The sequence below is a fragment of the Paenibacillus lentimorbus NRRL B-30488 genome, assembly GCF_000411595.1.
Lineage (GTDB): Bacteria > Bacillota > Bacilli > Bacillales > Bacillaceae > Bacillus > Bacillus velezensis.
Genome location: NZ_ANAT01000032.1, coordinates 99,499 through 115,567, shown reverse-complemented (window position 1 = coordinate 115,567; position 16,069 = coordinate 99,499). Strand labels below are relative to the sequence as shown.

Here is a 16,069-nt window from a genome sequence, read left to right as displayed (position 1 = left end):
CCGGCTCCTACAAAGGATTCAGTATACGGTTTAAAAACCGCTGCGTGCGTTCTTCTTTCGGCGCGGAAAAAATCTGGGCCGGCGGTCCTTGTTCCACAATGACGCCGCCGTCAATGAAGATGACTTCATCAGCCACTTCCTGCGCGAATTTGATTTCATGGGTGACGACGACCAACGTCCAGCCTTCGTTCGCCAAATCCTTAATCACTTTGAGCACCTCGCCGACCAGCTCCGGATCAAGTGCTGACGTCGGTTCGTCAAACAGCATCAGCTCGGGCTGAATCGCAAGCGCGCGGGCGATGCCGACCCGCTGCTGCTGACCGCCGGAAAGCTGGAACGGATATAAATCCATTTTGTCTTTCAGTCCGACTTTTTCCAGAAGCTCCATCGCTTCTTTTCTGACTTGCTCCTTGTCGCGCTTTTGCACTTGAACGGGTCCTTCCATGACGTTTTCAAGCGCCGTGCGGTGAGGAAACAGATGATACGCCTGGAAGACCATGCCTGATTTGCGGCGGAGGCGGAGAATATCAGCCTGCTTCACTTTTTTAGAGAAATCTATTGAAAAATCGGAGAATGCCAGCTCGCCGCGATTGGGGATCTCAAGCGCGTTCAGACAGCGCAGAAGCGTCGTTTTTCCAGAACCGGACGGTCCCAGAATGGCGATGACTTTCCCTTTTTCTATCTCCATATCTATCTTTTTAAAATTTCATTCTGTCCGAATGATTTATTTAATCCTTTGACGGAAAGCATATCGAAACCTCCTTATTTGGCCACATAACGGTCGAGACGCCGTTCGATCACATGCTGTACGATTGACAGCAAGAAGCAGATGATCCAATAAATAAAGGCGGCTTCAATATAGATGACCAAGATTTGATCAAGGTTTTGCGCGCCGATTTCCTGCGCTTTTCTGAACAGCTCCGCGACGAGAATCTGTGACGCGAGAGATGTATCCTTGATCAGGCTGATAAATGTATTTGATAATGGCGGAATGGACACGCGAAACGCCTGCGGCAGGATCACGCGGAACAATGTCTTGCGATAGGTCATGCCGATCGTATAACCGGCTTCCCATTGCCCTTTCGGCACGGATGAAATAGATGCCCGGATGATTTCAGAAGCATAGGCGCCCACGTTTAATGAAAACGCGATGACTGCGCTTGGGAAAGGGTCCAGCGTAATATTAAATGTCGGGAACAGATAAAAAATGATGAACAATTGAACGAGAAGAGGAGTGCCGCGCACCGCTGATACGTATACGCTGAACACCCATCTCAATGGTTTCATATTTGACATTCTGGCGAGCGCCGTAATCAGCGCGATGATCATTCCGAAAATAAAGGAAAGAATGGTAAGGGGAATCGAATAATAGATTCCCCCGGAAAGAATCGGCCAGAATGACTGCTGCACCAAATCCCACGGAATGGCTGTTGCAATCACGGGTTCCGGCATGTTACTTAGAAACATCTTCGCCGAACCATTTTTTTAGCTATTTTAGAAAGAGTCCCGTCCTCTTTCATTTCTTTTAACGCTTTGTTGACGTGAGTCACAAGTTCGCCGCTTCCTTTTCGGAATGCGAAATACGTCTGCTGCGGCTGGCCTGCTTCAAACGCGATTTTCACGTTTTTATTGCCGGACGTTTTTAAGTAGTTCAGTACGGCAAGCTTATCGTTATAAGTCAGATCAGCGCGGCCCTGCTGAATGAGCTGAAGGGATTGCGCCATGCCTTCAACGCCTTCAATTTTCGCGCCGGCTTCTTTCGCTAATTTATTGTAATTGCTTGTTAATGACTGAGCCGCTGTTTTTCCTTTGACATCAGCCTCTTTCGCAATCGTGCTGTCTTTTTTCGTCACGACGACTGCATTTGACGTTGTGTATTTATCAGAAAAATCATATTGGTTCTCACGGCCTGTTTTGCCGACTTGGTTGGCGACGACGTCAAACCGTTTCGCGTTTAAACCGGCAAACATGCTGTCCCATTGTGTTTCTTTAAAGTCAGCTTTCAGACCGAGGCGTTTCGCGACTTCTTGAATCACTTCAACATCATATCCGGTCAGTTTGTCAGTCTTTTTATCATGGAAGGTAAACGGTTCGTACGTTCCTTCTGTACCGACGGTCAGTACGCCTTTTTTCTTGACAGAAGCCCAAAGATCGCCGTCTTTTGACTTAGATCCGCTGTCCTGTGAGTTTCCGCAGGCTGCAAGCATTGCGATGCTGACCATCATGAACAAAGCGAATAATGCTTTTTTCATCTTCTTTATTCCCCACTTTTCTGAGTAGTTTTATTGAGAAAAAATAGCTCCCAATTGTAAAGGATAACTTTTTTTAGTATGAGTCAAGTAATTGGTTTTCATAAGCGGGAATTCATCGTGTTCCGGATCAAAATAATTCCAAAAACTGTCTGACAGGCTTCGGCAGGTAGCTGTCTTTTCTCCAGATGACGGCCGGTGTCATGACAAACGGGTTGTCTTCGATGATAACCGTTTTGACATGCGAGCGCATATGGACGGGAATCATCGTCAAAGGCAGAATCGTGGCACCGAATCCTGATGATACGAGGCTCAAGAGCGTCGCGGAGTCATGGCATTCACAAACAACCTGGAGATCGAGACCGTACTGTTCACAAACTTGGAGGACTTGGTCATACACACCTCTTCCATTGACGGTGCGCAAAAGGATCAGAGGCAAAGAGGCGATGTCACTCAGTTTAATCGTTTCTCCGCACAGTCGTTTTGAATGCTCGGACAGTACCAATACACACGGAATGTCTTCAAGCTCCTTCGATTCAATGCCGTCGTTTTTAATCAAGGTGGTGGTGACGGCGGCGTCAATCTGCCGGGTTTCCAGAAGCTCGAGCAGTGAGACGGGCTCATCTTCCCAAATGTTAAAGGTGAGATGCGGAAACCGCTCTTTCATCTGTGACACTTTCTCAAGCATGAGCGCTGCGCAGTAAATGGTTGACCCGACGGCAAGTGTCCCGGCCACCTCCTCCTTCAGCTCTTGTACCTCGATTATAGCGTCCTCAAACTTATGAAGAATCTCTTTCGCTCTTTTCAAAAAGACATTTCCTTCATATGTGAGGGTCATTTGTTTCTTTTTATTGCGGTCAAACAGAATGACGCCCAATTCTTCTTCGAGCTGTTTCAGCTGTCTGCTTAAAGGCGGCTGTGCCATATGAAGCTTTTTGGCGGCCGTCGTGATTTTCTGCTCTTGGGCAATGGTGATGAAATAACGTAATTGCCGGATATCCATGAGAACGCGCTCCTTTCTATTATACCTTTAAAGTATGATACATAGATTTAACGAATATTTTTCATATGGATATATCAGGAGTATGATGGATTTGACACCACATTTCAAGCGTAAAGGAGGGGTCAATATGAAGCTCGTCATCGGAATGACCGGGGCAACGGGGGCCATATTCGGGATCAGGCTTTTAGAATATTTAAAAGCCGCGGAGATCGAAACCCATCTTGTCGTTTCTCCTTGGGCAAATGTCACCATTACACATGAAACCGATTATACGTTAAAAGATGTCGAGAAACTCGCATCCTATACGTATTCTCACAAAGACCAGGCAGCGGCGATTTCAAGCGGCTCGTTTGAAACGGACGGGATGATCATCGCTCCGTGCAGCATGAAATCACTGGCAAGCATCCGCACCGGAATGGCTGACAATCTGCTGACAAGGGCGGCTGACGTCATCCTGAAGGAGCGGAAAAAACTTGTGCTGCTGACAAGAGAAACGCCGCTCAGCCAAATTCATTTAGAAAATATGCTAGCGCTTACAAAAATGGGTTCCGTCATTCTTCCGCCGATGCCGGCATTTTATAACAAGCCGGCTGACATGGATGAATTGATAGACCATATTGTGTTCCGGACGCTCGATCAGTTCGGCATCCGTCTGCCGGAAGCGAAACGGTGGTACGGAATTGAAAAACAAAAAGGAGGAATCTGATAATGGCCTATCAGGATTTTAGGGAATTTCTCGCCGCTCTTGAAAAAGAAGGGCAGCTCTTAACCGTCAACGAAGAGGTAAAACCGGAGCCGGACCTGGGCGCCGCCGCGCGTGCAGCCAGCAATCTCGGGGATAAAACCCCTGCGCTTTTGTTTAACAATATTTACGGACATCACGATGCTCAGGTGGCTCTGAATGTCATCGGCTCGTGGCCAAATCACGCGATGATGCTCGGCATGCCGAAAGATACGCCTGTAAAAGAACAATTCTTTGAGTTTGCCAAACGGTACGATGCATTTCCGGTGCCGGTCAAACGGGAAGATACCGCGCCGTTTCATGAAAATGAAATAACGGAAGATATCAATCTTTTTGACATCCTTCCGCTATTCAGAATCAACCAGGGGGACGGCGGCTACTATTTGGATAAAGCGTGCGTCATTTCCCGCGATCTTGAAGATCCGGACAATTTCGGCAAGCAGAATGTCGGCATTTACAGAATGCAGGTAAAGGGAAAAGACCGCCTCGGCATTCAGCCCGTGCCTCAGCATGATATTGCGATTCATCTTCGCCAAGCTGAAGAACGCGGCGTGAATCTTCCCGTTACGATCGCGCTCGGCTGTGAGCCGGTGATTACGACGGCTGCATCAACTCCGCTGTTATACGATCAATCCGAGTATGAAATGGCCGGCGCGATTCAAGGGGAGCCCTACAGAATCGTTAAATCTAAATTGTCTGATTTAGACATCCCTTGGGGCGCTGAAGTCGTTCTGGAAGGAGAGATCCTTGCGGGAGAACGGGAATACGAAGGACCTTTCGGTGAGTTCACGGGCCATTATTCAGGCGGCCGCAGCATGCCGGTCATCAAAATCAAACGGGTATATCATAGAAACAATCCGATTTTTGAACATTTATACTTAGGCATGCCGTGGACGGAGTGCGACTATATGATCGGTATTAATACGTGCGTGCCGCTTTACCAGCAGCTCAAGGAAGCTTATCCGAACGAAATCGTCGCCGTGAATGCGATGTATACGCACGGGCTGATCGCCATTATTTCCACGAAAACGCGCTACGGCGGATTTGCCAAGGCGGTCGGCATGCGCGCCCTGACGACGCCGCACGGACTCGGCTACTGCAAAATGGTCATTGTCGTGGATGAGGATGTCGATCCGTTTAACCTGCCGCAAGTCATGTGGGCGCTCTCAACGAAAATGCATCCGAAACACGATGCAGTCATCATTCCTGATCTGTCCGTCCTTCCGCTTGACCCGGGGTCTGATCCGGCAGGGATGACACACAAAATGATTCTTGACGCCACGACGCCTGTCGCGCCGGAAACAAGAGGCCATTATTCGCAGCCGCTTGATTCCCCGCTGACAACGAAAGAGTGGGAACAAAAACTGATGGACTTAATGAATCAATAAGAAAGGATGAGTTTACTATGAAAACATGCCCGCGCTGTGAATCCCAAAAAGGAGAAACCGTCAGCCAATCGCCGGTCAAAGGCGCTTGGGAAATATACCAATGCCAAACCTGCTTTTTCACATGGAGATCCTGTGAACCGGAAAGCATCACGAATCCGGCGGCATTCAACCCGGCATTTAAAATCGATCCGAAAGAAACAGAGACGGCCACACATGTTCCCGCTGTCCCGGAAAGAAAAGCGTAATGCTGACGGAGCACTTGCCGGAGGCGCTTTACGCGCTTTTAGACGGAACGGAGCTTGAAAAAAAGCAGCACGACGCATTTGTGCTCCAATCCGTGACAAAAGAAGGCCGTCCGCACGCGGCCATGATCAGCGCCGGTGAAATCGCGGCCGTGAGCAGAACAAATCTCCGGCTCGCCTTATGGAAAAACACGACGACCGTAAAAAGCCTTCTGCATTCGGGACAAGCTCTTTTCATCGCCTGGCACGGTGGAGCCGCATATTACGTCACATTGGAATGTAAGGCGCTTCCGCCGCTGAAAGAGGCGAAACACGAGCGGGAACGGTTCAGCTGCCGCGTGATCACCGTCAAGGAAGATCGGGCGAAATACGCGGATCTGACATCCGGACCGGCCATCCAGCTCCACGAACCGGAAGATGTCCTGAAGAGATGGAGAGAAACACTTGAGGAGTTAAAACGATAGACGCAAAAAAAGCCTGCGGACGATTCCGCAGGCTTTTCTTTTATTGTACGCCTTTCATCGCCCGTTTAATGACGGGAGACAGAAGAATTAAAATAATACCGAGAATGATCGAAACAAGACCGATTGAGCCGAAGTAGGCCGCTTCAGAAATCTTATCAAACAAACCGACTACTTTTGCGTTCAGGGCTTGACCGCAGGCGTTTGTTAAAAACCACATACTCATCGTCTGCGCTGAGAAAGCTGCAGGCGCAAGTTTCGTTGTGACGGATAAACCGACCGGTGAAAGGCAAAGCTCACCAAGCACAACCAAAAGGAAGCTGAGCACAAGCCAAAGCGGGCTCACAAGCTCGCCGCTTCCGCCCATAACCGGAAGCACCATGACTAAAAATGATAATCCGGCAAGGATAATGCCGATCGCGAATTTAATCGGTGTTGAAGGCTGGCGTTTGCCGAGCTTCATCCAGATCCACGCGAACACCGGCGCGAAAATAACGATGAATAACGGGTTCAGAGACTGGAACCATGAAGACTCAAGATGCATGCCCGCAAAGGAAAGTCTCGTGCGCTGATCCGCATATAAAGCTAGAATCGTCGCGCCCTGCTCCTGAATCGCCCAGAACATTGCCGCTGCAATAAACAGCGGAACATAAGCCGCAAGCCGTGATTTTTCCGTTTTCGTCGCTTTTTTGCTTGTGAACATCACGATAAAGTAAATAACCGGAATGACAATGCCGAGGATACTGACGGTGTCAATCACACGCTGGATCGTCAGCCAGCCGGTTTGAATCAGAACGATAATAACGGCTGCTGCGATGACCACTCCGATTCCCGTGCCGATCACTGATGATTTAGAAATCGGATTCGGTACATTGGAGCCTGCTTTGCCGAGGTATTTCTTTCTCGTAAGAGCGAAAACAATCAGTCCGAGGAACATACCGGCCGCGGCGCATCCGAAGCCTAAGTGGTAGTTGTACTTCTGTCCGAGTGTTCCGACAATTAGCGGCGCAAGCAATCCGCCGAGGTTGATCCCCATGTAAAAGATGCTGAAACCTGAGTCGCGGCGCTCGTCTTCCTTCGTATATAAATCTCCGACAACGCTGGATACGTTTGGTTTAAGCAGGCCGGTTCCGATAATGATCAGAGCCATGCTGGTAAAAAACGCCGCCGTGCTGCCGGGGAAGGCAAGAGCGATGTGCCCGAACATAATTAAAATTCCGCCGTAAAATACGGTGTTTGCCGTGCCGAATACCCGGTCGGCCAGCCATCCGCCGATGACGCTCGACATGTATACGAGAGACCCGTATATGGACATGATGGCAACTGCGGTCGTTTTATCAAAGCCGAGACCGCCATGAGCGACTTCCGTGTATAAATAGTAAAGCAATATGGCTCTCATACCATAGTAGGAGAAACGCTCCCAAAATTCGGTGAAAAACAGTGTGAACAAGCCGCGGGGATGACCGAAAAAGCCTCGTTGCGGCACAGTTTCTGTTATAGATTCCTTATCAATAGATGCCACCTGAGCCAACCCTTTCTTAAAAAAGTGTATTACAAAAATCATATTCTTATATAATACTTGTGTCAATATAATTTATACTGAATTCAAAAAATTCCAGAATGAAAAGATATTAAAACGTTTAATATAGACGAATTTTCCTGATTCCAATGACTTATTTTGTTATATTATCTGACTAAACTATCTTTATAAACTTTTTTAATAAAATTTAAAGTATGTACAGGCGGAGCGGGATATGGCGGAATAAGATGACAATAAGAGAGGAAGGAGGAGATTATCACTTGCCGAATCGTATATTGGATATTACGGATTGCGGTGTGGCGGCAGACGGAAAAACCGATGTGACGGGCGCCATCAACCAATGCTTGGCCAGGGCCGTCAGCGAAGGCTGTCATACGGTGTTTTTTCCGCCCGGAACGTATAAAATCAACGGCACGCTTGGCGGGGACAGAAGCCAGCCGTTTCGGAACGCCGGGATTAACGTGCCGAGCCATCTCACCATCGTTTTAGATCCGGAATGCACGATTAAAGTGGCGCCGAACAGCTCCTGGGGCTACTCGGCTTTCTATATAGGCAGGCGTGAAAATGTCACCATCACCGGCGGCCGGATCATCGGGGAACGGGATGAACACACGTATACCAATGTCCCTTTGCGGTCGACCCATGAATGGGGGTTTGGAATCTGTATTGAAGGCAGCAGCAATGTGCTGATCGAAAATGTGAAGATTTCGGATTTTACGGGAGACGGCATAATTGTCAGCCCGCTCGGGTTAAAAACAAACAGTGATTACGAAACTTCAGAACAGGTGACCATCCGCCGCTGTGAGATCAGGCAGTCAAGGCGGAACAACATTTCAATCACCGGCTGCAATACCGTTACAGTGGAAGAATGCGTGATTGAAGACGCCGGGCAAGGGAACGGAACGGCTCCGAAATTCGGAATCGATATTGAATCGTACGGAGAAGGCGATATTGATTATGAAGAAGCTCTTCATATTACGGTCCGCAACAACTTCTTTTCCGGAAACGCCGCAAGCTCAGTCACCAATTTTAACGGATATAATGTGTTAATTGAAGGAAATCATTCCGATAACACAATCAGCTACGGGTATGGGGCACATACCGTCATTTCGGGGAATGTCTTCTTTCGGTCAGACGGCGGCTCAAGGACCGCAGTCGCCGGACAAGGTGTGTCACAAGGACAGGACAGCAGCAATGCCGTCATTTCCAACAATCTGATTACCGGGTTTTCCACCGGAATAGATGTAAGGGGAAAAAGCGTCCTCGTCACTCACAACAAAATCAATCAATTTGAAAATACGGGCATTTCCGTCTATCAGGCAGAAGATGTGACCGTTGACGGCAATGTCATTGAAAACGGACGTTCCGAAACGAGACGAAGCACGGGGATGCGGGCGACGCTGTCGGAAAACGCCGTCTTTACGAATAACACTCTGAATCAGGTGACAGACGGAATCACCATGTCGGCCGGCAGTATCATTGTAAAGCAAAATGTGCTGAAATCGTTCAGCCGGGGCATATGGGTCACAGGCGGAAATGCCGTTATTGAAGGAAATACGCTCCTTCCGAATGCGTATCAGGGCGCCGCGGAGTCCTATGCCGTATCGGTGACAAATGACGCCAGGGCTGTCATCAAAGGCAATCTCTTTAAGAACTATAAAAACTATCCCGTATTCAGTTCAACATCCTCGGGAACCTCTGTCATCAGCAACCGCTTTGAATCATCACCGCTTATCGTTACCGTGTATCTGAACTCAGGCACGCATGAAGTCATAGACAATACGCTCACGATCAACCGAACAGCGGGCAGCCCGATCGGCATCTATCTGAACGGAGCCTCCAATTCCCTCGTTTCGGGCAATACCATCAACAACCTTTCCGCCGCTTCTGCTTCCGCCATCCAAACCAGCTCCTCCGCAAGTACTAAAATCATCGGCAACCGCATTATCAAAGGCGTCATTGTGAAGCACGCGACAGATACGGAAAGCGGAAATATCGTCATCTGAGAACAATCTGCGCCGGAAAAATAAAAAGAACACATGAACTCCGAGAGAAGGAGGGATGTGTTCTTTTTTGACACAATACAGCCGTGCGCCTGTCAGGCATCTTTTTTACCTGATTTATATAAAGCGATCATTTCTCTGATTAAAAAGAGGGCGAATAAAAACAGCATCAGCCATTCTGAGAAGGTGGTCAATTTAAAAGCGGACAGGTTGTTTTGGACCGCTCCATAGAAACTGAAACCTTGCAGCATATCCATCGTTACTGAAATGATCAGACAGGCAGTCAGCAAAAAAAATGAAACCCCCAATATTTTCATGCGCATCACTCTCCCTTTTTATCCTTTTCGATTACGCAGAACTTATACAGACTTTCCGCCGTGCATAATCTTTTGCCGTACAGGAAGAATATGAAAAAAACGAGGAAAGGTTTTTTGAGATATGCCGCCATTTTTTAAGCAGAGGAAACAAAAAAAAGCCGATCAAAACGACCGTGACAATGAAGGCAGAAAAGAAGCGGACAGCCAGCCGGACAAAGAGCGGGATGAGCCGATCTCCCTCAGCTTAAAGCAAAATATGAAGAAGCTGTCTGAGAGGTTCGGCAACAGTGCCGATGTCGTCATCCGCCGGCTGAAAATCGGAAAAGAAGAGCTTCCGGCCGCAATTGTGTATATCGCCGGTTTGGTAGACGAACAGCTTGTCAGTCAATCCCTTCTGGAGGATTTAATCGACATCCCGTCCGTTCAGCCGGAACAAGCGGTCTGCCTGATATACGATAAAACGCTTGCGATCGGCGGGGTGAAAGAGGAAGAAAAATGGAAAAGCCTTTATGCCGGGCTGGTGGCGGGCAGCACGCTCATTTTTGTCGACGGGGCTGACAAGGCGCTGATCGCCAGCACGGAAGGGGGCGAGCACCGGTCCATTCAAGAGCCGAGCACTCAGGTCTCTTTTCGCGGCCCGCGGCAGGGATTCACTGAATCTCTGCAAACCAATATTTCCATGATCCGCAGGTATGTAAAAACGCCTGATGTATGGGTTGAAAAAATGGAGATCGGACACGAAACGAATACGGATGTCGCGCTGATGTATATTAACGGAATTTGCGATAAAAAGCTGATTAAGGAAGTCCGCAAGCGGCTGAAGCACATTGACATCGACAGCATTCTGGAATCCGGCTACATTGAACAGCTCATTGAAGACGCGCCGTTTTCTGTGTTCCCCACCGTATATCATACGGAGCGGCCGGACGTCGTGGCGGGGAATCTGCTGGAAGGACGATTTGCGATTATCGTGGACGGAACGCCGTTCGTTCTCATCGCGCCGGCTTTATTTATTCAATTTTTTCAATCCGTTGAGGATTATTATTCACGATTTGATATCGCCACAAGCATCAGGGTGCTGCGGGTTTTGATTTTCTTCATTTCACTGGTGGCGCCGGGGATTTATGTGGCGGCGACGACCTTTCACCAGGAAATGATTCCGACGCAGCTGCTGATTGTCATCGCTGCTCAGCGGGAGACGGTGCCGTTCCCGGCCGTGATTGAAGCGCTGACGATGGAAGTGGCCTTTGAGATTCTCAGGGAGGCGGGTGTCCGGCTTCCGAGAGTTGTCGGCTCCGCCGTTTCCATAGTCGGAGCGCTTGTCATCGGCCAGGCCGCCGTACAGGCCGGCATCGTCTCCCCCGCCATGGTTATCGTCGTCGCGCTGACGGCGATTGCCAGCTTTGCGACCCCGGCTTTTGACATGGCGATATCCGCGCGGCTGATCCGGTTTCTCTTTATTCTGTCAGCGGCGGTCATGGGATTTTACGGGCTGATTCTGGGCATTATCATGATGTTCGTCCATCTGTGCGGCCTGCGTTCATTCGGTTTTCCGTATATGTCCCCGCTCGCTCCTTTGACTCCGGGCGGGCTGAAGGATTCCATCCTCCGCGCTCCGTTATGGGCGGATGAAAAAAGGCCGGAACTGCTCGTGCAGGAAAACAACAGGCGCGAAGGGGAACATCAAAGACCGAAACCGGAGACATCCAGAGGAATGGTTAATAAAGATGTAGAAGAGGGCGACGGTAATGAAAAGACGTAAATGGATACTTATCCTTTGTACGATGGTTTCCCTTATGTTTGTATCCGGATGCTGGGATAAAAGGGAGCTGACTGATTTGGCTGTGATCTCCGCCATCGGTATTGACCGGACCGAAACGGGAAAATACGTCCTTCACTTGCAAATTATCAATCCGGGAAACGTGGCCGGCGGTCTGCAGGGCGGCGGAGCGGGAGACCGGCCTCCGGTTTCCGTCTATTCGGTGTCCGGAGACAATATGACGGAAGCTTTGAGAAAAGGCTCGATGAAAGTGTCCAGAAGGCTCTATTTTGCGCATACGAATCTCGTGGTGTTCAGTGAAAAACTGGCGAAAGAGGAAGGGCTCAGTTTTATTCTGGACAATCTTGACCGCGACACCGAATTCAGGACGACCGCAACCGTTGTTATCGCGCATAATTCCAAGGCTGAAGACATTATAAAAGTGCTGACGCCGATTGATAAAATCCCTTCCAATAAAGTGAACAAGACGCTCAGCTTCACGCAGGAACAATACGGCAGAGTCATTAAAACCAGCCTTCAGGACGTTCTGATTGATCTCGCTTCTCCGACCGGGTCGCCGTTTATACCGGGTTATGAAATGCACGGAGATGAAAAAGCCGGCCCTACGATGGAAAATACGCAGACGACTGAACCGAAAGCAGTGCTGTCAGCGGACGGACTGGCGGTGTTCAAAAAGGATGGGAGGCTGGATTACTGGATTGAGGATGACGACAGTGTGGGGGCTGTATGGCTGCTCAATAGGATCAAGCATACGTTCATCAATGCGGATTGGAAGAACGTGAAGCATGCAATCAGTCTGCAGGTCACCCGCCAGAATACAAAGGTGACGGCCACTTTTCCGAACGGAAAACCGCATATTCACGTGCATGCTCAGGTCGAGGGGCTGGTGGACGCTGTCAGATACCCTTTCCATCTGTCTGATCCGCAAGTGCTGATGACGATGCAAAAGGCGCTCAGCGTGCAGCTTGACAAAGATATCACCAAATCAATTGAAGATATAAAAGCCCGTAAGAATGACTTCGTCGGCTTCGGAGACCTGATCTATCGGAAGCATCCGGACAAATGGAAAAAGTTCAAAGGGAAGTGGGAGGAAGAATATTTCCCCAATCTCCCCGTAGATGTCAAAACGGAAGTCATTATCAGAAGAACGGGCTTGCGGAATAATCCTCTCTCAGACAAGCTTGAGCATGATTGATGTGAGGGGAAAGGAGCGAAGCGTATGGAAAATGCGAAAATCGGCACGCGTCAGCTGTTTATTATGATCATTTTGTTTGAATTGGGCAGTTCGTTATTGATCCCGCCGGGCACGATGGCTGGGCGGGATGCGTGGCTGTCCGTGCTTCTCGGGTGCGTTACCGGCCTCGGACTTTTCTACGTTTATCAGGCCCTGTATCAATTTTTTCCTGAGTCTTCACCGAGAGATTACATGAACGAACTGATCGGCAGACATCTGAGCTGGGCGGTCTCGCTTCTTTATATTCTCTATTTTTCTTATATCGCGGCCCGCGTATTGCGGGATTTTGGCGAAATGCTTGTCACCTTCGCCTACCAGGACACGCCGCTTTTAATTGTGAATGCCATGCTGATGATCGCCGCGATATTTGCGGTCAGAAAGGGAATTGAAGTGATAGCGAGGGCCGGCGAGCTGCTGTTTGGCATTATGTATTTTCTGACAGCTGTCGGGCTGATCCTCATTATCAGCTCAGGCACGATCAACCTCAGATTTCTCCAGCCCGTTTTAGCGGAGGGTGCAGGAACGGTCATTTATTCCGTGTTTAAACAGACGATGTTCATCCCGTTCGGTGAATTAATCGTGTTTGTCATGATTTTCCCTTATTTAAAAGATCGGAAAAAGGTGAAGAAAACCGGATTTCTGGCGATTATCATCAGCGGGCTGTTTTTGGCGATGTCAGTGGCGATTAATATTTGTGTGCTGGACGTCAACTTAATGCTCCGCTCTCAATTTCCGCTGCTGAGCACCATACAGACGATTAAAGTGGAAGAGTTTTTAGACCGGCTGGATGTCTTTTTCATGCTCGTGCTCGTCATCGGCGGTTTTTTCAAAGTCAGCCTTTTTACATATGCGGTTGTCGTGGGCGTGTCCACGCTGTTTAAAGAAAAAAACCCGTCCCAGCTGGCCTTTCCGGTCGGATTGGGGGTGCTGATTCTCTCCATCAGCATCGCAAGCAATTTTTCGGAACACATGAATGAAGGCTTAAACATTGTGCCGATCTATATTCATCTTCCGTTTCAAGTGCTGTTCCCCGTTTTGCTGCTTATCATTGCTGTTATTAAGAAAAAGGTCAAAGGGACCGTCTATACAGTTTCGAAGAAATAACCCGGCCGGTGCGCCGGGTTATTTTAAAAATCATGATTTTTGTCTTAATGCATTGACAAACTTGCGTGACAATTGTACATTTTGATTTATTCTTATAAAATTACTAGGAAATATAGGTTTAGTGGTGTTAATATTTTCTGAACCGTATTTCAGAATAGAAGGAGATCCATCATGACAAAGAAAAAAGAAATCAAACTCGGTGTGTTTCTCGCGGGCACCGGCCATCATGTCGCTTCTTGGAGACATCCTCAGGCACCGGCGGACGCGAGCATGAATTTGGATTATTTCAAAGAACTGGCGAAAACGGCTGAGCGTGGGAAATTGGACATGCTGTTTTTGGCGGACAGTTTATCAATAGACGGCAAATCACATCCGAATGTGCTGACGCGCTTTGAGCCGTTTACGCTGCTGTCGGCGCTCGCTCAGGTCACATCCCGCATCGGTCTGGCGGCGACCGCGTCTACCACATACAGCGAACCGTTCCATATCGCGAGACAATTTGCATCGCTTGATCATCTTTCCAACGGCCGCGCGGGCTGGAATGTCGTCACATCTTCGATTGAATCGACCGCGCTTAATTTCAGCGGCGAAAAGCATCTTGAGCACCGTCTCAGATATCAGCGCGCGGAAGAATTCGTGGAAGTCGTCAAAGGATTATGGGATTCGTGGGAGGAAGACGCCTTTATCCGTGACAAAGAGTCAGGAGCATTTTTCGATAAAGACAAAATGCATGAATTGAACCATAAAGGAACATATTTCTCCGTGAGAGGGCCGTTAAATGTCGCCCGCACACCTCAAGGGCGCCCGGTCATTATTCAGGCCGGATCATCAGGAGACGGAAAAGCGCTGGCCGCCAAAACGGCGGAGGTCATTTTCACCGCGCAAAATCATTTGGAGTCCGCGCAGGAATTCTATCAATCTATTAAAGAACAAGCGGCTTCTTTCGGCCGTGATCCTGAAAAAATTGCGATCATGCCGGGGATCTTTCCCGTTATCGCCGATACCGAAGAAGAAGCGCAGGCAAAATATGAAGAGCTCCAAGACCTCATCATTCCGTCTGTCGGCCTGAACATTCTGCAAAACTATCTGGGCGGCGTCGACCTTTCCGCCTGCCCGCTTGACGGCCCGCTGCCTGAATTGGATGCGGATGCGTCGAATGCCGTTAAAAGCCGGTTCAAGCTCGTTCAGGAGATGGCCAAACGCGATAACATGACCATCCGCGAGCTGTACAAATATGTGGCGGGTTCAAGAGGCCATCATATCTTTGTCGGAACGCCAGAACAGCTTGCCGATAAGATGGAAGAATGGGTCGGAAAACAAGCTTGTGACGGCTTCAACATCATGCCTCCGCTTTTGCCTGAAGGTCTCACTCTTTTTGTAGACAAAGTGATTCCGATTTTACAAGAACGGGGCGTGTTCAGAAAAGAGTATGAAGGAACGACGCTGAGAGAACATTTCGGACTGGAAAAACCGGCAAACCGATATGCCGACTAAAGGAGGGCTCATCATGTCAAGACAATACCGGCTCGCAACGGAGGCAGACGCTGATGAGCTGCTTTCACTGACACTGAGGGCGTATGAACCGATCCGCAAGCTCGGCATCAACTTTGCCGCTGCCACGGCGGATAAAGAACTCGTATTAACTAACATACAAAAAAACGCCTGTTACGTTTTGGAGGAAGACGGACGGATTCTGGCGACGATTTCTCTGCGGATGCCGTGGGGGCCGAATCCCGGGCCGTACGGTGTCCCTCATATTTGGTGGTTCGCCGTCGATCCTGAAACCGGAAAAAAAGGGACGGGCTCAGACATGCTGGAGTGGCTGGAGAACACAGTGCTCCGCGATACATTAAAAGCGCCTTTCGTGTCACTGGGCACAGCGGACAAGCATCCGTGGCTGATCGGCATGTACGAGCGGAAAGGCTACGTCCGCGCAGGCGAAAAGGATTTAGGAAAAGGCCACATCACCATCTATTTAAAAAACAATTGCAGGATTAACATTTTAA

At 49.0% G+C, this 16,069-nt stretch carries 13 protein-coding genes and 3 pseudogenes; 10 read left to right on the top strand and 6 right to left on the bottom strand.

What is annotated here, in order from left to right:
- Window positions 1-7: 7 nt before the first annotated feature.
- The 4 genes and pseudogenes from tcyC to bsdA form a co-directional block, all read right to left on the bottom strand.
- Window positions 8-750: pseudogene (gene tcyC, locus D368_RS16490) on the bottom strand (cystine ABC transporter ATP-binding protein TcyC).
- Window positions 751-762: 12 nt separating this feature from the next.
- Entirely contained in the window at window positions 763-1,467 is a 705-nt protein-coding gene (locus D368_RS16485) for an amino acid ABC transporter permease (protein WP_003156375.1), read from the bottom strand.
- Window positions 1,454-2,252 (bottom strand): annotated as a pseudogene (gene tcyA, locus D368_RS16480) (cystine ABC transporter substrate-binding lipoprotein TcyA). Before tcyA ends, D368_RS16485 begins: the two are co-directional and overlap by 14 nt.
- Window positions 2,253-2,379: 127 nt before the next feature.
- Window positions 2,380-3,252: a transcriptional regulator BsdA gene (gene bsdA / locus D368_RS16475; protein WP_077721781.1), complete on the bottom strand. Its 873-nt coding sequence runs from the start codon at window positions 3,250-3,252 to the stop codon at window positions 2,380-2,382.
- 91 nt (window positions 3,253-3,343) lie between these two features.
- Here bsdA and D368_RS16470 point away from each other — a divergent pair, with 91 nt between their 5' ends.
- Genes D368_RS16470 through D368_RS16455 form a run of 4 tightly spaced genes read left to right on the top strand, consistent with a single transcriptional unit; the run spans window position 3,344 to window position 6,088 of the window.
- The gene (locus D368_RS16470; RefSeq protein WP_088005476.1) at window positions 3,344-3,958 is read left to right on the top strand and encodes a non-oxidative hydroxyarylic acid decarboxylases subunit B; all 615 of its coding nucleotides are present in this window, start codon (window positions 3,344-3,346) and stop codon (window positions 3,956-3,958) included.
- A 2-nt stretch (window positions 3,959-3,960) separates the two neighbouring features.
- The gene (gene bsdC / locus D368_RS16465; RefSeq protein WP_063174350.1) at window positions 3,961-5,382 is read left to right on the top strand and encodes a phenolic acid decarboxylase BsdC; all 1,422 of its coding nucleotides are present in this window, start codon (window positions 3,961-3,963) and stop codon (window positions 5,380-5,382) included.
- Window positions 5,383-5,399: 17 nt separating this feature from the next.
- A complete protein-coding gene (locus D368_RS16460; protein WP_003156368.1) occupies window positions 5,400-5,627 on the top strand; it encodes a non-oxidative hydroxyarylic acid decarboxylases subunit D in 228 nt (75 codons plus the stop codon).
- The gene (locus D368_RS16455) at window positions 5,627-6,088 is read left to right on the top strand and encodes a hypothetical protein (RefSeq protein WP_058906559.1); all 462 of its coding nucleotides are present in this window, start codon (window positions 5,627-5,629) and stop codon (window positions 6,086-6,088) included. The genes D368_RS16460 and D368_RS16455 overlap by 1 nt, the downstream gene beginning before the upstream one ends.
- Before the next feature lie 40 nt (window positions 6,089-6,128).
- On the opposite strand, the gene D368_RS16450 is transcribed toward D368_RS16455, so the two are convergent.
- Window positions 6,129-7,607, bottom strand: a complete 1,479-nt coding sequence (locus D368_RS16450) for a peptide MFS transporter (protein ID WP_003156366.1) — start codon at window positions 7,605-7,607, stop codon at window positions 6,129-6,131.
- A gap of 278 nt (window positions 7,608-7,885) precedes the next feature.
- Here D368_RS16450 and D368_RS16445 point away from each other — a divergent pair, with 278 nt between their 5' ends.
- Entirely contained in the window at window positions 7,886-9,631 is a 1,746-nt protein-coding gene (locus D368_RS16445; protein ID WP_029974321.1) for a right-handed parallel beta-helix repeat-containing protein, read from the top strand.
- Window positions 9,632-9,723: 92 nt separating this feature from the next.
- On the opposite strand, the gene D368_RS16440 is transcribed toward D368_RS16445, so the two are convergent.
- Window positions 9,724-9,945 (bottom strand): YczF family membrane protein, encoded by a 222-nt coding sequence (locus D368_RS16440; protein ID WP_063174352.1) that lies wholly within the window; start codon window positions 9,943-9,945, stop codon window positions 9,724-9,726.
- A gap of 121 nt (window positions 9,946-10,066) precedes the next feature.
- Here D368_RS16440 and gerKA point away from each other — a divergent pair, with 121 nt between their 5' ends.
- The 5 genes and pseudogenes from gerKA to D368_RS16415 form a co-directional block, all read left to right on the top strand.
- Window positions 10,067-11,707, top strand: coding sequence for a spore germination protein GerKA (gerKA, locus tag D368_RS16435; RefSeq protein WP_025853770.1), 1,641 nt, complete (start codon window positions 10,067-10,069; stop codon window positions 11,705-11,707).
- On the top strand, window positions 11,694-12,920 hold the full coding sequence (locus D368_RS16430; RefSeq protein WP_063174353.1) for a Ger(x)C family spore germination protein: 1,227 nt from the start codon (window positions 11,694-11,696) through the stop codon (window positions 12,918-12,920). The genes gerKA and D368_RS16430 overlap by 14 nt, the downstream gene beginning before the upstream one ends.
- Window positions 12,921-12,944: 24 nt before the next feature.
- Window positions 12,945-14,063: an endospore germination permease GerKB gene (gene gerKB / locus D368_RS16425; protein WP_025853768.1), complete on the top strand. Its 1,119-nt coding sequence runs from the start codon at window positions 12,945-12,947 to the stop codon at window positions 14,061-14,063.
- Between the two features lie 168 nt (window positions 14,064-14,231).
- Complete coding sequence (locus tag D368_RS16420) at window positions 14,232-15,557, top strand: LLM class flavin-dependent oxidoreductase (RefSeq protein WP_101562693.1); 1,326 nt, start codon at window positions 14,232-14,234, stop codon at window positions 15,555-15,557.
- Window positions 15,558-15,570: 13 nt separating this feature from the next.
- Window positions 15,571-16,056, top strand: a pseudogene (locus tag D368_RS16415) (GNAT family N-acetyltransferase); the annotation flags it as partial.
- Window positions 16,057-16,069 lie beyond the last annotated feature (13 nt).